The 21,595-nt window shown below is 39.1% G+C and carries 15 protein-coding genes and 6 pseudogenes; 5 read left to right on the top strand and 16 right to left on the bottom strand.

The window, feature by feature from the left end:
* The 5 genes from rpoZ to MHH90_RS02990 all read right to left on the bottom strand — a co-directional run bounded on the left by rpoZ (position 1) and on the right by MHH90_RS02990 (position 4,199).
* The gene (rpoZ, locus tag MHH90_RS03010; RefSeq protein ID WP_002951415.1) at positions 1-315 is read right to left on the bottom strand and encodes a DNA-directed RNA polymerase subunit omega; all 315 of its coding nucleotides are present in this window, start codon (positions 313-315) and stop codon (positions 1-3) included.
* A 21-nt stretch (positions 316-336) separates the two neighbouring features.
* On the bottom strand, positions 337-966 hold the full coding sequence (gmk, locus tag MHH90_RS03005) for a guanylate kinase (protein ID WP_014608537.1): 630 nt from the start codon (positions 964-966) through the stop codon (positions 337-339).
* Between the two features lie 225 nt (positions 967-1,191).
* Positions 1,192-2,583 (bottom strand): signal recognition particle-docking protein FtsY, encoded by a 1,392-nt coding sequence (gene ftsY, locus MHH90_RS03000; RefSeq protein WP_014608538.1) that lies wholly within the window; start codon positions 2,581-2,583, stop codon positions 1,192-1,194.
* Between the two features lie 13 nt (positions 2,584-2,596).
* Entirely contained in the window at positions 2,597-3,412 is an 816-nt protein-coding gene (locus MHH90_RS02995; RefSeq protein WP_024010001.1) for a Cof-type HAD-IIB family hydrolase, read from the bottom strand.
* The gene (locus MHH90_RS02990; RefSeq protein WP_011681412.1) at positions 3,405-4,199 is read right to left on the bottom strand and encodes an HAD-IIB family hydrolase; all 795 of its coding nucleotides are present in this window, start codon (positions 4,197-4,199) and stop codon (positions 3,405-3,407) included. The genes MHH90_RS02995 and MHH90_RS02990 overlap by 8 nt, the downstream gene beginning before the upstream one ends.
* Positions 4,200-4,383: 184 nt before the next feature.
* Between MHH90_RS02990 and MHH90_RS02985 the strand changes: the two genes are divergently transcribed.
* From MHH90_RS02985 to MHH90_RS02975, 3 genes are read left to right on the top strand one after another with little or no spacing between them, the layout of a single operon-like run.
* The gene (locus tag MHH90_RS02985) at positions 4,384-4,761 is read left to right on the top strand and encodes a GntR family transcriptional regulator (protein WP_011681413.1); all 378 of its coding nucleotides are present in this window, start codon (positions 4,384-4,386) and stop codon (positions 4,759-4,761) included.
* Positions 4,762-4,765: 4 nt separating this feature from the next.
* The gene (locus MHH90_RS02980; protein ID WP_023909821.1) at positions 4,766-5,464 is read left to right on the top strand and encodes an ABC transporter ATP-binding protein; all 699 of its coding nucleotides are present in this window, start codon (positions 4,766-4,768) and stop codon (positions 5,462-5,464) included.
* A gap of 11 nt (positions 5,465-5,475) precedes the next feature.
* Complete coding sequence (locus MHH90_RS02975) at positions 5,476-6,261, top strand: hypothetical protein (RefSeq protein ID WP_002951425.1); 786 nt, start codon at positions 5,476-5,478, stop codon at positions 6,259-6,261.
* A gap of 49 nt (positions 6,262-6,310) precedes the next feature.
* Here MHH90_RS02975 and MHH90_RS02970 read toward each other — a convergent pair whose 3' ends face one another.
* The 5 genes and pseudogenes from MHH90_RS02970 to MHH90_RS02950 form a co-directional block, all read right to left on the bottom strand.
* Complete coding sequence (locus MHH90_RS02970) at positions 6,311-7,240, bottom strand: ATP-binding cassette domain-containing protein (protein WP_002951426.1); 930 nt, start codon at positions 7,238-7,240, stop codon at positions 6,311-6,313.
* Positions 7,233-8,318, bottom strand: coding sequence for an ABC transporter ATP-binding protein (locus MHH90_RS02965; protein WP_011226304.1), 1,086 nt, complete (start codon positions 8,316-8,318; stop codon positions 7,233-7,235). Before MHH90_RS02965 ends, MHH90_RS02970 begins: the two co-directional genes overlap by 8 nt.
* A 9-nt stretch (positions 8,319-8,327) precedes the next feature.
* Positions 8,328-9,254, bottom strand: coding sequence for an oligopeptide ABC transporter permease OppC (gene oppC / locus MHH90_RS02960; RefSeq protein ID WP_002946409.1), 927 nt, complete (start codon positions 9,252-9,254; stop codon positions 8,328-8,330).
* Positions 9,254-10,747, bottom strand: a complete 1,494-nt coding sequence (locus MHH90_RS02955; RefSeq protein WP_014608541.1) for an ABC transporter permease — start codon at positions 10,745-10,747, stop codon at positions 9,254-9,256. Before MHH90_RS02955 ends, oppC begins: the two co-directional genes overlap by 1 nt.
* Before the next feature lie 61 nt (positions 10,748-10,808).
* A pseudogene (locus MHH90_RS02950) lies at positions 10,809-12,775 on the bottom strand (peptide ABC transporter substrate-binding protein).
* Positions 12,776-13,130: 355 nt separating this feature from the next.
* Here MHH90_RS02950 and MHH90_RS02945 point away from each other — a divergent pair.
* Positions 13,131-14,381 (top strand): annotated as a pseudogene (locus tag MHH90_RS02945) (ISL3 family transposase).
* Between the two features lie 44 nt (positions 14,382-14,425).
* Here the strand turns inward: MHH90_RS02945 and MHH90_RS02940 are convergent.
* The 4 genes and pseudogenes from MHH90_RS02940 to MHH90_RS02925 form a co-directional block, all read right to left on the bottom strand.
* Positions 14,426-16,399: a peptide ABC transporter substrate-binding protein gene (locus tag MHH90_RS02940; protein WP_011681419.1), complete on the bottom strand. Its 1,974-nt coding sequence runs from the start codon at positions 16,397-16,399 to the stop codon at positions 14,426-14,428.
* Positions 16,400-16,634: 235 nt separating this feature from the next.
* Positions 16,635-16,825, bottom strand: a pseudogene (locus tag MHH90_RS02935) (IS3 family transposase); the annotation flags it as partial.
* A pseudogene (locus MHH90_RS02930) lies at positions 16,819-17,229 on the bottom strand (ABC transporter ATP-binding protein); the annotation flags it as partial. The pseudogenes MHH90_RS02935 and MHH90_RS02930, both read right to left, overlap by 7 nt.
* A gap of 31 nt (positions 17,230-17,260) precedes the next feature.
* A pseudogene (locus MHH90_RS02925) lies at positions 17,261-17,575 on the bottom strand (TatD family hydrolase); the annotation flags it as partial.
* Positions 17,576-17,921: 346 nt separating this feature from the next.
* On the opposite strand from MHH90_RS02925, the gene MHH90_RS02920 reads away from it, so the two are divergent.
* A complete protein-coding gene (locus MHH90_RS02920; protein WP_011681420.1) occupies positions 17,922-19,127 on the top strand; it encodes an L-lactate MFS transporter in 1,206 nt (401 codons plus the stop codon).
* 45 nt (positions 19,128-19,172) lie between these two features.
* Here MHH90_RS02920 and MHH90_RS02915 read toward each other — a convergent pair.
* Both MHH90_RS02915 and pta read right to left on the bottom strand, forming a co-directional pair.
* Positions 19,173-20,486: pseudogene (locus MHH90_RS02915) on the bottom strand (IS3 family transposase).
* A 124-nt stretch (positions 20,487-20,610) separates the two neighbouring features.
* A complete protein-coding gene (gene pta / locus MHH90_RS02910; protein ID WP_011227420.1) occupies positions 20,611-21,594 on the bottom strand; it encodes a phosphate acetyltransferase in 984 nt (327 codons plus the stop codon).
* Position 21,595: the final 1 nt, after the last annotated feature.

Raw genomic sequence — 21,595 nt, 5'->3', positions numbered from 1 at the left:
TTAGATTTTATCTCCTTCTTCTTTTTCTTTAGCGATTTGTTCTTTGATTTTACGTTCTTCTTCCTCAGCAGCAAGACGCGCTTGGATAACTTTCAAACGTGCCAATTTACGTTTAGCTTCTGGATTTGGGTGAATAATGACATTACCAGATTCAATTTCTTCAAGGGCTTGAAGCGTATATTTTACAGACGAAAATTCTTGAGTAGGTTCAGCACCAGCTGCCAATTCATGGGCACGTTTTGCTTGCAAAATAACTAATGAATATCTTGAAGGCACTTTATCCAAAAGTTTATCAATAGAGGGTTTCAACATCATAATTCTATACCTATTTCTAATTTATTTATCTGATAATCTCTTATCTGAAATCATATTACGATAGTGGCCAATCACACGTTCAACTCGGAAGTGTTCCGCTTCAATAACACGCTTTACACGCTCGGCAGCCAAAGACACCTCGTCATTGACAATGGTATAATCGTATTCGCTCATGAGAGCAATCTCTTCACGCGCACGTTCAATACGTTGAGCAATAACTTCTTCAGAGTCTGTCCCACGGCCAACTAAACGTTCTTCAAGTTCGTTCAAATCTGGTGGTGTCAAAAAGATAAAGACAGCATCTGGAACCTTTTTCTTAACCTGTAGGGCGCCTTGAACCTCGATTTCAAGGAAAACATCAATTCCCTTATCCAAGGTTTCATTGACATAGGCCAAAGGTGTTCCGTAGTAGTTGCCTACATACTCAGCATATTCCAGCATTTGACCATTACGAATAAGCTCTTCGAATTCCTCACGCGAACGGAAGAAATAATCCTTCCCATCAACTTCACCAGGACGTTGAGCACGTGTGGTCATTGATACTGAGTATTCAAATTTGTGGTCAGGTTTTGAAAAAATCTCCTGACGAACAGTTCCTTTTCCGACACCAGAAGGCCCTGAAAAAACAATTAAAAGTCCACGTTCAGACATGTCTTCTCCTTAAACTAAGATTAAAATTCTTATTATGACTCACCTTAAAAAGAGAAGTAAATCATCTCTTTTTAGTGGTTGTTCAGTGATTAAGTTACAGCTCACTTTTCAAAGCAGTCTTATTCTCTTACCATTCTATCAATAAAAGCGACTTTTTTCAAGGTGAGGACACTATTAAAAAGAGTGAATACCTTTTCCCAGTACTCACTCTTTTTAAATATCTTTTTAAACCAGTCCAGTCAAGAGACTTTGCATGAATTCTTCTGAATGGAACTCGCCAATATCATCAATCTTCTCACCGAAACCAATCAACTTAACTGGGATATCCAACTCTTGGCGAATGGCTAGAACCACACCACCCTTGGCACTACCATCCAACTTGGTTAAAACAAGACCCGTAAGAGGTGTGATTTTTGAAAATTCCTTAGCCTGATTAAGTGCATTTTGACCTGTTGAAGCATCCAAAGCCAAGAGGGTTTCATGGGGTGCTTCTGGCACCACACGCTTGATAATACGGCCAATTTTTTCAAGCTCTGCCATAAGGTTGTCTTTGTTTTGTAAACGACCCGCAGTATCAATCATAAGAACATCAACACCTTCAGCAAGAGCCTTCTCCATACCATCAAAAACCACGGAAGCAGGGTCGGCCTTTTCAGCACCAGTCACTACAGGCACATCAACACGACGTCCCCACTCAACCAATTGAGCAACAGCTCCCGCACGGAAAGTATCAGCAGCAACTAGCATGACATTTTTGCCTTCTTGTTTGTATTTATTTGCCAACTTACCAATAGAAGTCGTTTTACCAACCCCATTAACACCAACAAAAAGTATAACTGTCAAACCATCTTGGAAATTAATCTGCTCCTCGTAAACATCGTCCTTCTCGTAGATATCCACAAGTTTTTCAATAATCAAGCGTTGCAAATCCTCAGTCTTTTTGACATTCTCAAGTCGAGCTTCATAGCGCAAGTCTTCCGTTAATTGCGTCGCAACATTGACCCCAACGTCAGAGAGAATCAGTATTTCTTCCAATTGTTCGAAAAACTCTTCATCAACACGACGGAAATTAGCGAAGAATTCATTCAAGCGAGCAGCAAAACCAGTACGAGTCTTCTTAAGCGTACGATTATACTTTTCTTGCTCTGTTTCAGTCTTGAAATCAGGTAATTCTGTAGCTGTTTCCTCAACCTTACGGGTTTGGACCGCTTCAAAAGTAACTATCTCACCTTTTTCCGCTGCTGCAGCTACTTGAGCCTTCTTAGCATAGTAATCAGCCATGACATCCGCAAAGTGGCTATCCACAGTTGCTTGACTATCGACTGATTCTGAAGCTATTTCTGATTCGCTTGAGGGCTGATTATCCACAGAAAGTTCTTCAGTAAGTGCCTCTTCACTTTCATCTGTCACAACAGATTCTGTGGATAAATCTTCTTCTACTTGAGTATCAGTCTTGCTAAACTGTCCTGCTTGATTTCCAGTTGTTAATTCACTTGATGACAAATCTTGATCAGCAATAGAATCCATTTCTGAAATCACCTCTGTAAGCTCTTTATTAGCAAGAGTTTCCTGTGAATCGGTTTTCTCTTGTCTAAATAATCGATCAAATAGACCCATCTGTTTCTCCTTATTACTCTAGAATGTATTTATGGATGGCCTCAGCCACTCCAGATTCTTCATTTGTTTTTGTCGTTACAGCCTTAGCAACAGCCTTAACCTGAGGAACACCATTCGCCATAGCGACACCCAGACCAGCCCACTCTAGCATGGACAAATCATTCTCTTCATCTCCCATAGCCATGACTTGACTTCTGTCAAGAGCGAGATAATCAGTCAAGAGTCTCAAACCCGCAGCTTTATGAACACCCTTTGGCATAACCTCTAGGATAATTTCACGAGACTTAAAGACCTCAAACGCTTGGTATAGATGGTCAGGTAGTTTTCCAATTTGGGAATCCAAAAAGTCTCCCTCACAAACCGTAACTACCTTATTATAGACGATATCTTGCGGAATGTCATCAATGCTATCCACATCAACAAAAGTCAAAGTAGGATTAGCCTGACGATAGAGCGAATGATTCCCTTTACTAGGCACTCCATAGACAATACCATCACTAAGAACATCCATAGGGAGTCCCAGAGGTTCAAAAACAGCATAAATCTGCTTTAAATCATCTCTGGTCATCTCTTTCTTGATTAAAATATCGCCGTTATTACGCTGAACCAACCCACCATTGAAGGTTACGCTGTAGTGTTTGTCGTCTAACAAACCCAAGTCTCCTAAGACATGATTAATAGCTGGAAGGGGACGACCGGTCGTGATAACCACGTGAATCCCCTTAGCTTCTGCCGCCTTAAGAGCAGCTCTATTTTCAGCAGTCACTTGCTTATCCTTGGTAAATAGCGTCCCATCCAAATCCAAGGCCAACAATTTAATCTCAGCCATCTGAACCTACCAATCCTTCCATGTAGTCAAAGACTGCACCATCTCTATGGTGACCAATCACCTCATCTGCCACTTCCTTAATCTCATCACGCGCATTTTCCGTAGCAACCGCACATCCTGCAAATGTCAGCATCTCCATATCATTGAGATTATCACCAAAAGCAACGACATCTGAAGCCTGACGCCCCAACTCTTGACAAAGATGGTAAAGCCCAAATCCCTTGTCTACACCTTTAAGGATAATATCCATAGAATCAAAGCCAGTAGTTACAGCTGTTATATCCTCAAAAATCGTATTGAGATAGTCACCACGTTCCATGATGGTATCCCCTTGAAACTTAGCAGTAACCTTGAAAATATCATCTGTAACCCCTTCAAGGTTTGTTGCCATGACATTTTCATAGTAGCGTTCCATGGCCTTAAGATAGGCTGGATCTGCATCTTCTGGTGCATAGGCTCCTCGACGTCCTGACAAAAGAATTCCCTCACAAGTTGGTAAAGCTGAGGTCGTATCTGCAATTTCCAAATAGTCTTTAGGTTCTAGCTTAGACTCAAACAAGACTTCACCCTTGTACTGAACCAAGGCCCCATTTTCCGCAATAATAGCAATGCGGTCCACAAAGCCGTCAAAGAGTTCTTCCAAAGCTAAGAGAGATCGACCAGAAGCTACTGTAAAGACGTAATTTTTAGCTTCACAAGCATCCAAAAGCTTATCTAAACGCACCTTATCATAGGAACCAAGGTGGTCCAAAAAAGTACCATCCATATCTGTCGCTAAAATATTCAAAATAAACTCCCTTCAGGTCGAATATACTTGCCCCTATTGTACCAAAAATAAGGATATAAGTTAGGGAAAAGCTAAAGAAATTAGAGAAAATATGGATTATTACTTGCAAAATCACCTTTTTAGTTGTATCATTACTTTAGTACAAAAAAATAATACTTTTATATCTCTTAGAAAGGAGTCTCTTATGGCTTGGACATTTGATGAAAAATCACCAATTTATCTCCAAATCGCCTATCGTGTGAAATTGAAGATTGTTTCCAAAGAATTAAGTATGGGACAACAACTTTTACCCGTGAGAGAGTTTGCTCAGGAAGCCGGTGTCAATCCCAACACCGTACAAAGAGCCTTCCAAGAACTTGAAAAAGAGGGGTTGGTTTATTCTGCCCGTACGTCCGGTCGCTTCGTTACTGAAGATGAGAAACTCATTGATCAAAAAAGACACGAGATTGCTCAAACTCTCATGAAAAACTTTGTCACTGAAATGACAGCCATTGGTTTTAGCTCACCTGAAATCAAGACTATCATCACTGACTACATCGAACAAACAGGAAAGGACTTATAGACCAATGACTGATATTGTAACTCTAACAAATCTCACCAAGACCTATAACGGTATTCCAGCCCTTAGAGATGTGACCATGTCCATCCCGTCAGGAAAAATTGTTGGCCTTTTAGGTCCGAACGGTAGTGGTAAAACAACCCTAATCAAAATTTTAAACGGTCTCCTTCAACCGACTTCTGGTTTAGTGACCATTAATGGATTTCATCCGTCACCTATCACTAAGGCGCAAGTAGCTTATTTGCCTGACATTACCTATTTAGATGAAAGTAAGACAATCCAGTACTACTTGGATTTCTTCCAAGATTTTTACGCTGATTTCCGCTATCCTCTTGCCTTGCAACTCTTGGAGGATCTAAAGCTCCAACCTGATTTGCGCCTTAAAGACCTCTCAAAAGGTAACAAAGAAAAAGTTCAGTTGATTTTGGTTATGAGTCGTGAAGCTAAACTCTATCTCCTCGATGAACCTATCGGTGGGGTCGATCCTGCATCACGTGACTATATCCTAAAAACTATTATCAACCAATACTCTGAAGATGCTTCTGTTATTATTTCAACCCATTTGATTGCAGACATTGAATCTGTCTTAGATGAAGTTGTCTTCTTAAAATACGGTCAGATCGAACTTCAAGGTGATACAGATAATATCCGTCAAGTCCATGGCAAGTCTATTGACAAACTCTTCAGAGAGATGTTCCACAATTAGGAGGTATGAGCATGTTTTGGAAATTAGTTAAATATGAATTACAATCAGTCCGTAAGTGGTATCTTGGCATCTATGGAATTGCCATCCTACTGTCCATACCTTTGGGCTTAATGCTTCAAAAACTAACGGTCACCTTTGAACACATCCACAAGGAACCAAGCTTACTGTTTATGGCTTTCTTTACACTGATTGTGATTGCCACCATTGTTGTTTGGGGAACCATCTATATCGCAACCATTGTTCTCATTATCAAACGCTTTGCGACTAGTGTCTTTGGACGAGAAGGCTACCTAACCAATACACTCCCAGTTTCTGCCCACCAATTAATCTTGTCTAAACTTTTGGCAGCTTTTATTTTGGATACGATTTCATCTCTCGTTGTACTCGCTTCAATTGGCATTATAGCCGCTTTCAACCTTGATATAAAAGATATCCTCCTGACTACCAGCTACTTCGGTCAAATCTTAAAAGAAATGGGGGCCCTCTACCTCTTCATTCCTTCTACAATTTTAGGAAAAATTAGCGGTATCCTATTCTATTACCTCTGTATTAGTATTGGAAACCTCTTCAACACCAACAAAGTTCGTATGGGATTTGTCGCCTATTTCGCCATTCAGGCCATCCTATTCTTTATTGGTTTCTTCTTTGGAATCGGTGCATCCTTGACCGGAAATGCAACAAATACTGTAATTAATAACTCGTCATATATCTTTAGTCTAGTCCAGTCTCTCGTTCTCATCGCAGCAAGTTACTTTGGTACCTACTATATCATGACAAAGCATTTAAATTTGGACTAAAGAAAAACCGTGTTCCTTTTGGAACACGATTTTTTTGCATTGAAAAGACTTACTTACTTTGTTCTTTACGATAAGTCTCAATTTCTGTCTTGTTACCCCAAACGAAGTGACCTGGGCGTACTTCCACCATTTCTGGTTTATCAACCGAATAGTCGTGTTGGTTTGGATCATAAACCTTCAAGACTTTCTTACGTTCCAAGATTGGATCTGGAATAGGAACAGCAGACAAGAGTGACTTGGTGTAAGGATGGATAGGATTGTTGTAGAGCTCTTCTGTCTCAGCAACTTCCACGATTGTCCCCTTATAGATAACAGCGATACGATCAGAAATGAAACGGACCACTGACAAATCGTGAGCGATAAAGAGATAGGTTAACCCCAACTCTTTTTGGAATTTCTTAAGCAAATTCAAAACTTGGGCACGAACTGACACGTCAAGGGCTGAGATTGGTTCATCAGCGATAACCAAATCAGGCTGCATGACCAAAGAACGCGCAATCCCGATACGTTGACGTTGTCCCCCAGAAAATTCGTGAGGGTAACGTGTTAAGTGCTCCTCAAGAAGTCCTACTTCTTTGATGATTTCCTTGATTTTAGCCTTACGTTCTTCCTCATCTTTATAAAGATGGAAATTGTACAAGCCCTCAGACAAGATATAATCGACTGTCGCACGTTCATTCAAACTAGCCGCAGGGTCTTGGAAAATCATCTGAATACGACGGATAAGGTCGTTTTTCTCAGAGTGAGATAAGTATCCATTGATCTTCTTACCGTCAAAAATAATCTCACCATTACTTGTGTCATTTAAACCGATAATGGCACGTCCAATAGTCGTTTTACCACTACCAGACTCACCAACGAGGGAGAAGGTTTCACCCTTGTTGATGAAAAAATTAGCATTGTGGACAGCAACGAACTTCTTTCTTCCTTCGCCGAAGGAAATTTCCACATCTTTTACTTCAACTAATTTCTCAGGCATTGCCTTCCTCCTCATCTCCTAAATGTGCAAATCCCATATTGGCTAGGATTTTTTCATGTAGATTTTGGATAACCGCAGGTTTATCAACTTTTGGCGCATCCTCATGTAAGAGCCAGGTCTTAGCCCAGTGAGTATCTGAAACTTGGAATTGTGGTGCTTTTTCCTCAAAATCAATCTGCAAAGCATAATCTGAACGCAAGGCAAAGGCATCCCCAACAACTGGTGTATAAAGTGATGGTGGCGTCCCTGGAATTGAGAAGAGTTTTCCATTATCATCAGCCAATTGTGGCAGACTTGAAAGCAAGCTCCACGTGTATGGATGACAAGGCTCATAGAAAATTTCCTCAACAGTTGCGTATTCAATGATTTCGCCAGCATACATGACAGCAACCTTGTCCGCGATACTTGCTACGACGCCAAGGTCATGGGTAATGAAAATGACCGAGAAACCATACTCCTCTTTGAGTGATTTCAAGAGGTCAATGATTTGAGCTTGAATGGTCACATCAAGGGCAGTTGTTGGTTCGTCACAGATAAGGACATCAGGACGACAAGCCAAGGCAATGGCAATAACGATACGTTGACGCATCCCACCAGAGTATTGGAAAGGATATTCATTGAAACGTTTTTCAGCATCTGGAATACCAACCTTGTCCATGTAATCAATTGCCATTTTTTTAGCTTCCTTGGCTGTTTTCCCTTGGTGCTTAACAATAACTTCAATAATTTGACTTCCGATAGTCTTAATTGGGTTAAGACTGGTCATTGGATCTTGGAAAATAGTTGCAATCTTAGCTCCACGGATAGCTGCCCAATCTTGGTGACTCTTAAATTTAGTCAAGTCTTTGCCACGGTAGTCGATAGATCCGCTAGCTACACGACCATTTTCTTCCAGCATCCCTGTAAAAGTTTTAGTCAAGACTGATTTTCCTGAACCAGACTCACCAACCAAGGCTAAAACTTCACCTTCAACTAAATCAAGAGAAACCCCTCGAATAGCTGTCAAAACACGGTCACGAACGTCAAATTCCACGACGATATCGCGAGCCGATAATATTACATTTTTATTTTCTGTCATATTGGACTCCTATCTATGCGTACGTGGGTCACTAGCATCCGCTAAGTTTTGACCAACAATAAAGAGGGCAAGAGAAACAAGAATCAAGGTAGTCAATGGAATCCAGAAGAGATAGGCATTGACTGTAACGTTCTGTGCATAGTCTGAAATCAAACGACCAAGACTAGGCGTAGTAACAGGAAGACCCAAACCAAAGTATGAAAGGAAGGCCTCATAAGAGATAAATCCTGGCAAAAGTTGACTAGCCATGGTTACAATAACTGACACAAGTTGTGGCATGATATTTTTAATCACAATCTTAGCCGTTGGTGTTCCCAAATTGCGAGAAGCCAAGTTATACTCCAAATCACGATAACGCATGATTTGAATACGGATTGTATAGGCAATACCGATCCAACCTGTTACGGTCATGGCAAAAATCATATTCCAGAAACCAGCACCTAATGAGTAAGTCAAGACGATAACCACAAGGAGAGAGGGAATATTTGAGATGATGTTGTAGATTTCCATCATAATCATATCGAAGGTCTTAGAAATCCCCCAAACAGCACCTACAAGCAAACCAATTATAACATTCAGGAAGGTAGCGATAACAGCGATAAGGATAGAATTACGAGCCCCAAACCAAACACTGTCAAATAGAGACTTACCATTACCGTCAGTACCGAACCAGTATTGAGCGTTTGGATGTACATAACGCAAACTGAAATCATTTACTTTTGAGACATCATTGAAGTCAAATTTAGAAAACATTGGGTAGATGAAACTCATTAAAATAATAGTAATCAAGATTCCCAACATTACAACTGTTGATTTCTTTTTAAAAAATTGACGCATCACTGATTTCCAGTATGAGTAAGACGGTGCATCAATTGTTTCAGAGGCAAAATCATCGCGCTTTACAAATTGGAACTTACTTTTATCAATTGAAGCCATTATTTACCTCCTTTAGATGTCAATTTGATACGTGGGTCAATAATAGTCATAAGGATATCACCCACAAGCAATGAGAAGATGGAGAGAGCTGTAAAAATAAATACCAGCCCAACGACCATAGCATTATTAGAAGCACGAACAGAATCGATCAACATTTTACCCATACCAGGGTAGGCGAAGATTGTTTCTGTCAAGGTTGCCCCTGTGATAACCCCAACAATAGATGCTGGGATCCCTGAAACCAAGGAAACCATAGCGTTTTTTAAAATGTGTTTATTTGAAATTTCTTGTTCTGACAACCCTTTGGCACGTGCAAAACGAACGAAGTCTTGTGATTGCAAGTCAATCATGTAACGACGAATCCAAATCGCAAGACCTGGTGTTGACAAGAGACCGAGAATAACAGATGGCAAGACGTATGAACGCCAGTCACCTGCACCCAAGATAGGGAAGGAATCTGGAAGACCAATCTCAGAACCAATCAAACGAATGATATAAACCAAGGCGATGGTTGGTAGTGAAAGCAAGAAAGTCAAGACACCTGTTGACACACTATCAAAGAGTGTGTTTTTAAAGAGTGCCATGTATGATCCCAATGGAATTGCCAAAGCATAAGACAAGACCAAACCAATCAAACCTGCAATGGCAGAACTTGTCACCATTGATGGGTATTGATAACGACTCTTGGTAGCTGTGTATGGATCATTTCCATAGTAAGAACGATCTCTAGCGTCAGCCTGACTTGGTGATTTATAAGTACGAGAGTAGATATCTACTGAAGATATTTTCTTACCAGTAGGGAAGTTAACCACAGAGCTTTTTGTCTGTCCTTGGCCTTGTGTAATAACATCAAGAACACCTTGCCCAGCATAAGTTGGGTATGAAGTTCCAAGATTCATCTTCACAAAATTTTGGTGAACAAATGGGAACTGACCATTAAAGTAAAGCAAATATTTATGCTTAGTCCCTGAACCAACAACTGACCAACCGATAGCTGGGTCATTTTCAATACGGATATAACGCTTCAAGTTTGGATTTGTTTTATCTTTAACCCATCCAGTATTGTCAAATTCAAAGAGGTGCGTATAGAAGCCAAACACACGTTCAAGCACTGGCACATCACGTGTCGCATAGAATTGTTTACTTTGCTTGAACTGATGCAAACGCCAACCACGTCCTAAACTATCCACATATTTTTGGTAGATAGCCTTATTTTCTTTTGTTGGCTTAGTGGTTACTGACTTATCAAGGGAGCTAGCTTTCTCCTGCAACTCCTTGGTGTCATAGTAATCAATGTAACCCAAGCGTTCATAGATTGTATTTTCATAGTTAGCCTTAGAATCAGCTGTCTTAGCAATCTTGTTGTAGTTCGGGTCTTGTCTGAAAATCAGACGCCTCGGCACCATGGTATAGATAATCGTGTAGGTCAAAGCCGTCACGACAAATATTGACAATAGAGAACGGAGTGTTCTCAATAAAATGTATTTTTTCATGTCTCTTCCTTTAATTCCAAAAGAACTTTTCCCAATCTAATGAGAAAGTTCCATCGTCCTTTTATTTAATGTGTTTCTCAAGATCTTTTTGAGCTTTTTCGTTAGATGCTTTCCTTTCTTTAAGCCATTTTTCACGACTTTGTTCATATTCTTTCTTAGTAACTACTTTTTCTTGTGATTTCACATATTTGAGGTAGGATGAGCCCTTATCACCCACCTGTATGCTAGCACCCGTAAATGGTGTCAAACGTGAGATAATCGGTGCTGCACCGTTACTAACAGTCAATGGAATGACAAGAGAGCTATCTTCCAACCAAGCTTGGGCTTGAGCATAACGGTCGTAACGAGCGTTGAGGTCTGTTGTTTCTGAAGCTGCTGAATCAATCAAGGCATCATAATCTTTAAGACCTACTTGGGCTGCTGCTGCATTGTTTGGATCATCATAACCATTGAAAGCCTTGGTATTTTCACTTGATGTTGTTTTTAAGATATCAAGATAAGTTGATGGATCTTGATAGTCTGGACCCCAACCCACACCGTTAGAAATATCCCAGTCTTCTGCTGCAGCATTTGCCGCATTACTAGTCGCATTTTGCATATCATCAGATGACATTTGGTTAATATCTATAACAACATTTTCGCTACCCAATGATTTTTCAATGGTTTGTTTCAAAGATTGAGCTTGAGCAACATTAAGTTTAGAACTTTGATCAACTGGAAGGTCTAAGTGAACTGGGAATTGTACTCCTTCTCCTTGAAGAGCCTCTTTGGCTTTGGCAAACTCAGTCTTAGCTTTTTCAGCATTGTAGAGACCCTCTTGACCATCTGCAAAGTTAACACCAGACCACTCATCACCATAAGAGCTCATTTTTTCTGTCACAAGATCACCAAAGGTCTTATCGCCTGCACTGACAAAATCATAAGGAACAAAAAGGTTACGTAGAGCAAGAGCTGCGCCATCTTTACCGTTTACTTGTGATTGATAGGCTGTACGATCAATAGCGAAGTTGATTGATTGACGAAAGTCTTTGTTTAGAAGAGCCTTCTTAGTTGATGTCTTTTCAGCATCTGTCTTCTTAGCTGAGAATTTATAGCTTTGGCGGTCAATGTTTACACCAATAACCGATGTAGATGCACCTGGTTCTGTGTAAAAAATATTATCTTTATATTTTTTTCTACCGATGCATAGTTTGAACTCGTAGGGAAGACACGTGCAATGCTGAGAGCGCCGTCAGAGAAACTACGTTCTATTGATTCTAGATCCGATCCATCAGAATATGAGAATTTGATAGAGTCAAAATGCACGTTTTTCTTATCCCAATAATTCTCATTCTTAGTCAACTCGATAGATGATTTAGCTGTCAAAGATTTAAGAAGGAAAGGACCGTTATATAGGATAGAGGTTGGGTCTGTTGACTTACCAAAATCTTTCCCTTTGTTCTTAAGAAAGTCTTCGTTAACTGGGAAGAGCACACCATAGGTTGTCTTAGAGTTCCAGTATGGTTCCTGTTTTTTTAGTGTGTATTGCAGAGTGTAATCGTCTATTGCTTTAACGCCAACATTTGAGAAATCTTTATTGGCACCAGAAAGGTAGTCAGACAATCCAGCAATAGAATCTTGTACCAAATAAAGGGCTCCAGATTTGGCATCAGCGGCATGCTTAAGACCCGTTACAAAGTCCTTAGCAGTAACATTAGCGTACTCTTCACCTTCAGAAGTATACCATTTGATCCCTTTACGAATTTTATAGGTATAAGTAAGACCATCTTTAGACACAGACCAGTCTTCAGCTACTGATGGAACAAGATTACCATATTTGTCCGCTTCCATAAGACCATCTACACCATTAGTCAAAACAGCTTTTGTCCCTCCCATAATTGATGTAATATAATCCAAGGTTTCTGGATCTGAACTGTAAACGTTACGATAAGTAGTTCCGCTAGTGTTTGATTTAGATGAACAAGCCGCTAACACACCTACACTTAGAAGGGCTACACCCGTAATTCCAAGAATTTTTTTAAGTTTCATAATACTCTCCTTTGAGATTGATTTTTTTTATTGTAACAGAATTCACTAAGCTTAAATAATACTTAAACTTAATCAAGGTGATAAAAAAAAACTATCATCTAAAACAATTTTTCAGAATAATCTGAATTGTCGTTTACCATTTTACACAATTGTTGGAATAATTTCAATAGCCTTTCACATATTTTCTAAAAAATAGAAAAAAGCCATCCAAACGGATAGCTCTTTTACTATTTAGGCTATATAATTTCTGTAGTGGGTAAAACTACTGTAGAGATTATAGAGCTTTTTGAGTGTACACAAAAAGTCCAATAAGAACTATAATGAAAAGCAACCAAACCATCATTAGGAAGAACTTATGAGACTTATTAAGAATAACACAGAATTAATCGGAATCAAAGACCAAAATATCAAGATTTCACTTGTTTTTGAAACTGACACTCATATCGAGATTCAAGCAAAACTTGATTACCCTTCACCATCATGTCCTCACTGCCAAGGAAAGATGATCAAATATGACTTTCAAAAAAACTCTAAAATCCCTCTTCTCGAGCAAGCGGGAACGCCAACTCTACTACGTCTGAAAAAACGTCGTTTCCAGTGTAAAAGTTGTAGAAGTGTCACGGTAGCTGAGACATCTATCGTTGAGAAAAACTGCCAAATCTCCAATCTAGTCCGACAAAAAGTTACACAACTCCTAACTGAGAAAGTGTCACTAACTGATATTGCAAGAAGACTTCGCGTGTCGACGTCCACTGGCTTATCGTAAGCTTGATCAGTTTACTTTCAAGGAACATTATGACAAACTTCCAGCTGTTATGTCCTGGGATGAGTTTGGGTTCAAGAAAGGGGAATTGGCTTTTGTGGCGCAGAATTATGAGACAAACGAACTCATAACCATCCTTGATAATCGCCGCCAAACTACTATACGAAACTACTTTTTGAAGTATCCATTGAAAGTCCGACAACAGGTACAATTTATCACGATGGATATGTCTGGAGCTTATATTCCACTGGCTCACAAGCTCTTTCCAAACGCAAAAATCGTTCTTGATCGTTTCCACATCATCCAGCACCTTGGATGTGCCTTTTTAAAGACAAGAATTGCAATTATGAACCAATTCGATAAGAAGTCACTACCCTATCGAGCCCTGAAAAATCACTGGCGACTCTTCCAAAAGGACAGATGTAAGTTATCTCTCAACTCTTTCTATTCAAAGACTTTCCGTCAAACTTTAGCACCACATGAAGTCATTGCGAAGACACTAGTCTTTTCAAAAGAGCTTACTGACTACTATACACTTTATCAACTTTTGCTTTTTCACTTTCAGGAGAAGAGAGTAGGTGAGTTCTTTGACCTGATAGAGGAAAATAGAAGCAAGGTCAATCACTATTTTCAAACGGTCTTTAGGATTTTTCTTAGACACAAGCAATACATCCAAAATGCACTAGAAACAGACTATTCAAACGCAAAACTGGAAGCTACTAACAAGTTGAACAAAGACATCAAACGCTTGGACTTCGGTTTTAGAAACTTTATCAACTTTAAGAAGCGTGTCTTCATCACACTGAACATACATAAAAAAAGGACCTACCCGGTCCTCTCTAGATGTTAGCTTTTCGTCACCCACTACAGTTGACAAAGAGCCATTATTATTTAACGTGTTTCTCAAGATCTTTTTGAGCTTTTTCGTTAGATTCTTTCTTTTCTTTAAGCCATTTTTCACGACTTTGTTCATATTCTTTCTTAGTAACTACTTTTTCTTGTGGTTTCACATATTTGATGTAGTCGTTTGATGAGTTTTTATCACCCACCTGGAGGCTAGCACCGGTAAACGGTGTCAAGCGTGAGATAACTGGTGCCGCACCATTACCAACAGTCAATGGAATCACAAGCGAACTGTCCTCCAACCATGCTTGAGCTTGAGCATAACGATCGTAACGAACATTAAGGTCACTTGTTTCTGAAGCTGCAGAATTCAGCAAAGCATCATAGTCTTTGAGTCCCACTTGGGCTGCTGCCGCATTATTTGGATCATCATAACCCATGAAAGCCTTAGTGTTTTCACTTGAAGTTGTCTTAAAGATATCAAGGTAGGTTGATGGATCTTGGTAATCTGGCGCCCAACCGACACTATTTGAAATATCCCAGTCTTCTGCTGCTGCGTTGGCTGCATTAAGTGTTGCATTTTCCAAATCATCAGATGACAATTGGTTAATATCTATAACAACATTTTCGCTACCCAATGATTTTTCAATGGTTTGTTTCAAAGATTGGACTTGGGCAACATTAAGTTTAGAGCTTTGGTTAACTGGAAGGTCCAAATGAATTGGGAATTGAACACCATCTGCTTGGAGAGCATCCTTAGCTTTGGCAAACTCAGTCTTAGCTTTTTCAGCATTGTAGAGGCCATCTTGACTATCAGCAAGATTCACACCTGACCATTCATCCCCATATGAAGACATTTTCTCTGTTACAAGATCTCCGAAGGTCTTATCACCTGCACTCACAAAATCAGAAGGCACAAAGAGGTTACGAACACCTAGAGTTGCACCATCTTTACCGTTAATTTGTGATTGATAGGCCTTACGGTCAATGGCAAAGTTAATTGCTTGACGGAAGTCCTTGTTTAGAAGGGCTTTCTTGGTTGATGATTTTTCAGAATCCGTCTTTTTGGCTGTATACTTGTAACTTTGACGGTCAATATTAATACCAATAGCTGATGTAGACGCACCTGGTGCTGTGTAAAAAATATTATCTTTATATTTTTTTTCTACGGAAGCATAGTTTGAACTTGTTGGAAAGACACGAGCAAAATTATAAGCACCATCAGTGAAACCACGTACTAGAGCATCTTGATCCGAACCATCATAATATGAGAATTTGATGGCATCAAAGTGTACATTTTTCTTGTCCCAATAATGTTCATTCTTAACCAACTCAATTGAAGATTTAGCTGTCAAAGATTTGAGAAGGAAAGGTCCATTATAAAGGATAGAGGTTGGGTCTGTTGATTTACCAAAATCTTTTCCCTTATTCTTGAGGAAGTCTTCATTTACTGGGAAAAGCAAACTATAAGTTGTCTTAGAGTTCCAGTATGGTTCTGGTTGCTTAAGCGTGTACTGCAAAGTATAGTCATCAATTGCCTTGACACCCACATTCGAGAAATCTTTATTGGTACCAGAGAGATAGTCAGACAATCCAGCAATAGAATCTTGAACCAAATAGATACCACCTGCTTTGGAATCCGCAGCATGTTTAAGACCCGTTACAAAGTCCTTAGCAGTAACATTAGCGTACTCTTCACCTTCAGAAGTATACCATTTGATCCCTTTACGAATTTTATAGGTATAAGTAAGACCATCTTTAGACACAGACCAGTCTTCAGCTACTGATGGAACAAGATTACCATATTTGTCCGCTTCCATAAGTCCATCTACACCATTTGTCACAACAGATTTTGTAGGTCCCGTATTTGATGTAATATAATCCAAAGTTTCTGGATCCGAACTGTAAACGTAACCATAAGTAGTTCCGCTAGTGTTTGATTTAGATGAACAAGCCGCTAACACACCAACACCTAGAAGTGCTACACCCGCGAGGGCCAACCATTTGCTTTTTTTCATAAAATGCCTCCAAAAAAATTTTTTACAACTTTATTATAGCATAAATAATCAAGCAGTCTAGCTTTTTATCAGAAAATTTTGTAAAATTCGATAACATAATGTAAACACGATAACAACTGTAATTCCTTATCAATAAAGGTTCTCATTTAGTTAACATTGATTTATTTTTAATTACAAAAGTTCCACAAAAAAGCCCAGTCGCTTTGTACTGACCCCAAAAAGTTAGACAACTAATTTATCCAAAGGATTTAGTTCTGTATTGCACAGGACTGAGTACTTTTAATTTTACCTTAATACGTTTGTTGTTGTAATAATCAATATAGTCTACAATAGCTTATTTCAATGCTCAAGTGACTGAAAGGTAGCCTCGTAACCACAAAATATCTCAGACTTAAGAATACCAAAGAAGGATCCCATCATACCATTTCTGGTTTATCAACCGAATAGTCGTGTTGGTTTGGATCATAAACCTTCAAGACTTTCTTACGTTCCAAGATTGGATCTGGAATAGGAACAGCAGACAAGAGTGACTTGGTGTAAGGATGGATAGGATTGTTGTAGAGCTCTTCTGTCTCAGCAACTTCCACGATTGTCCCCTTTTAGATAACAGCGATACGGTCAGAAATGAAACGAACCACTGACAAATCGTGAGCGATAAAGAGATAGGTTAACCCCAACTCTTTTTGGAATTTCTTAAGCAAATTCAAAACTTGAGCACGAACTGACACGTCAAGGGCTGAGATTGGTTCATCAGTGATAATCAAATCAGGCTGCATGACCAAAGAACTCGCAATCCCCATACGTTGACGTTGTCCCCCAGAAAGTGAGTGAATAATGCCACTACGTGGACCAACACCAATTTCTTGGATCTTCCATCCAATAATAATCCAGTCCAATCTCACCATGACCAATCACTTTTGGATGCTATAGGTTGGCGACAATCATATCCTCAACCTCTTGATTATAAGAGCCAGCTTCAGTTGGGTGCCAACCGATTGTGGCATAAATTTCTGGGTATTCTTCAGCTAATTCAATAGCTCGTTTAATGGTTGGTGCATCAAAACCAACGACGTTGTGTCGAGTAACGCCCATTTCTTTAGCGAGGGCTAATTCTTCTGCTTCACGACCAGCAAAATCATCAGCGTTAAGATACGTATGTGTATCGAAAATTTCCATGCTTTTTTTATAACACACACCACAAAAGACACCAAAGCAAGTGTGAGGAAAATGGGGGGAAAGTTCCCCTTATTTTACCTTAAAATCTCTCACCCTTGGTCGTTCTGTGGATAATGACTATTTTAAAAACATTTTAAGTTTTTCACATGTTGATAACTTTATCATCAAAAAATAAAAACTTATTTAACCAAATCATCAAACTCTGAACGTTATTATTCATTCTTTTTATATTGTACGTGTTTATTTAAAAATAAATACTACTTTACTTATTTAAAAAAATAATATACAATAATATCCTATCGTTTATAAAAATTAATTGGTTTAATATTCGTAAAAAGGAGAAAATATGTTAGCCAAAAATCGTTACCTCATCGCAAGCTGCGGTGTTATCTTGCATTTAATGTTGGGATCTACTTATGCTTGGAGTGTTTATCGTAATCCTATTATCGCTGAAACTGGCTGGAATCAATCGTCAATTGCTTTTGCCTTCTCACTTGCGATTTTCTGTCTGGGCATGTCTGCTGCCTTTATGGGACAAGTTGTTGATAAATTTGGTCCTAGGGTGACTGGGACCATCTCAGCTATCCTGTACGCATCTGGAAATATTTTAACCGGTGTTGCACTTGCTAATCATAGTCTTTTACTACTTTATCTAGGCTATGGTGTTCTTGGCGGTATCGGGCTTGGTACGGGCTATGTCACACCCGTATCAATGATTATCAAGTGGTTTCCTGATAAACGTGGGCTGGCAACTGGGCTAGCTATCATGGGGTTTGGCTTTGCCTCTCTTTTAACCAGTCCAATTTCGTATTTCTTAATCACCAAATATGATGTTATCAACACCTTTTACCTGTTAGGTGTGGCTTATTTTCTGGTTATGCTTATCGTCTCACAATTTCTCAAATTTCCATACTACAGTGAACAGGATACTAACGACAGTCATAAGCAATTAAGCCAAGGTATTGGGGCTAAAAAAGCCTTAAAAACGGTTGAATTTTACCTGCTCTGGCTAATTCTCTTCATCAACATTTCTTGTGGGCTTGCCTTAATCTCTGTTGTCTCACCTATGGCACAAGATGTAGCTGGCATGACTGCTAACCAAGCTGCCATTATCGTCGGGCTTATGGGAATTTTCAATGGCTTTGGAAGATTGCTCTGGGCTAGCTTGTCAGACTATATTGGTCGTCCGCTGACCTGCACTATTTTATTTGTTGTTAATATCCTCATGACTATATCTCTCATATTCCTTCACGCGCCAGCATTATTCACCATTGCCATGGCTGTGCTCATGACTTGCTACGGAGCTGGCTTCTCACTCATTCCACCGTATCTTAGCGATATTTTCGGTGCTAAAGAGCTAGCAACCATGCACGGTTATATTTTAACAGCTTGGGGAATGGCTGCGCTAGCAGGTCCAATGTTGCTTGCTGTCATATACTCAGCAACCAAATCATACACAAGCACTCTTGTCGTCTTCATCCTACTTTATCTATTTGCGCTAGCTATTACACTTTGTCTAAAATCAAAAAAAGAAAATAAATATTTGTCATAAAAATAACCCCTACAATGTACTAACCCCAAAAAGTTGGACAATTAATTATTGAAAGGATTTAGTTCTGTACTGCACAGGACTAAGTCCTTTTAATTTTACTTTAATGCGTTTGTTGTTGTAATAATCAATGTAATTGATAATGGATTGTTTGAGCTCGTCAAGTGAGTTGAATTGTTTCTCAAAACTATAAAACATTTCAGATTTTAAGATGCCAAAGAAAGATTCCATCATACCGTTATCTGGACTGTTTCCCTTGTGGGACATGGATGGACGAATTCCATTTTTCTTAAGAAAATCATGATAAAACTGGTGTTGATATTGCCAACCTTGGTCACTGTGAAGAATCGTCTGGTCATAATGTTCTTCTGGAAAAGCTTGTGTTAACATAGCTTTGACTTGTTCTAAATTCGGTGAAGTGGATAGCTGATAAGCGATAATCTCGCTATTATAGCCATCTAAAACCGGTGATAAATATAGCTTTTGTGAACTGACTGGAATGGCAAATTCTGTGATATCGGTATAACATTTTTCGTAGGGCTTTGAAGCTTCAAATTGTCGTTGGATGAAATTATCTGCTTTCTTGCCAACTTCTCCTTGGTATGAAGAATACTTGCGTTTACGACGAATACGGGCTGCCAAATCAAGTTCTTTCATCAAGCATTGGACTTTTTTGTGGTTAATCAAAATACCTTAGTTTCTTAGTTCCAAAGTGATGCGACGATAGCCATAATTTCCTTTATGCTCATAATAAATTTCTTGAATTTCGCCTTTAGTCTCTTCATCTTTGTCGTGCCCATCTAGTTGTTTCAACTGATAATAGTAAGTCGAGCGAGCTAAACGTGCAGTTTCAAGAAGTAAATCTAGTCGAAATCATCCTGAAACCATTTCTCTAACTGTTTCTGCCTTTCTCGCTGTAAGACTTCGTCCCTTTTCTCTAACTCTTTTAACTTTTTTAGATAGGCTACCTCGGTACGTAAGCGTTCATTCTCCTCTTGGAGTCGCTCTAGTTCTGTCATTTCTTTCCAAGTTTTCTTACGTTTACGCCCCATTTTAGGTACTCTCCCTCTTCTTTTCTCAACAAGAGTATACCCATTTTTCTTGTATTGTGCTATCCAATTAGGCAACATTCCACCACTTGGAAAACAATAATCAAGACTTACACTTTTTTTGTGAACGACCTTCAAGTAGCACTTTATCAATCATTTCTTGTTTTAATTCTGGTGAATAGTAACAATTCTTACCTTTCTTGATAATTTCTATTCCGTAACGTTCAATCAATCTCGTCATATATTTTAATCCAGAAGCATCCACACCAAATCGTTTTGAAAGTTGGTTGAAGATTTGACCTTGCTTTCTCAATTAATATATTTGAACTTTATCTTCATAAATTAATTTCATAATAAAAACACCCCAAAAGTTAGATTTTTTCTGTCTAACTTTTGGGGTGCAGTTCACTTAGCCAGACTTTCTTTTATTATTGCTTTTAATTATTAAGAGCTTGAGCAGCTGTGATAATAGCTAAGTTGTAAATATCTTCAGCACTAGCACCACGAGAAAGATCGTTTACTGGTTTATTAAGACCTTGTAAGATTGGTCCGATAGCCTCAAACATTCCCAAACGTTGGGCAATCTTATAACCAATATTACCAGCCTGTAAACATGGGAAGACAAAGACGTTAGCTTGTCCTGCTACGTCACTGTCTGGTGCCTTAATAGCTGCTGTTGCTGGAACAAAGGCTGCATCAAACTGCAACTCACCATCAATAGCCAAGTCAGGACGCATTTCTTTAGCAATATTTGTTGCTTGAACAACCCTGTCAACTTTTGGTGATTTAGCGGAACCTTTTGTTGAGAAGCTAAGCATTGCCACTTTAGGATCAATACCAAAAACTTTAGCTGTTTCTGCAGTATTAATTGCAATTTCTGCTAATTCTTGAGAATTTGGTTCAATATTGATAGCACAGTCGGCAAACATCAAGCGATGATTGGTGTCTTCACGGTTCATAAGGAAGACACCTGATGTACAAGAAATACCAGGTTTCGTTTTGATAATTTGAAGAGCAGGACGAACGGTATCCGCTGTTGAGTGAATCGCGCCTGAAACCATTCCATCTGCTAAACCAAGTTTAACTAGCATAACACCAAAATAGTTGACATCACGAAGCAACTTGTCTGCATCTTCAATTGTCGCTTTCCCTTTACGGACTTCAACAAATTTTTCCTTCATTTCCTCGAAGCCTTCATAGGTTTCAGGATTAATAATAGTACAGTTAAAGTCTACAAAACCAAGATCGTTCAAGATTTTGTGAACCTCTGTTGGGTCTCCCAAAATAATAGGATCAACTAATTCTTCAAATTTCAAACGGGCAGCTGCACGAACCACACGGTCATCATTACCCTCAGGGAAAACAATCCTAACACCTTTCCCTGAAATATGTTCACGAAGTTCACCAAATAGACTACGCATA

The organism is Streptococcus sp. FSL E2-3488 (genome assembly GCF_038003585.1).
Lineage (GTDB): Bacteria > Bacillota > Bacilli > Lactobacillales > Streptococcaceae > Streptococcus > Streptococcus thermophilus.
The sequence above is the reverse complement of the archived record's forward strand: the minus strand, read 5'-3'. Positions and strand labels throughout refer to the sequence as shown.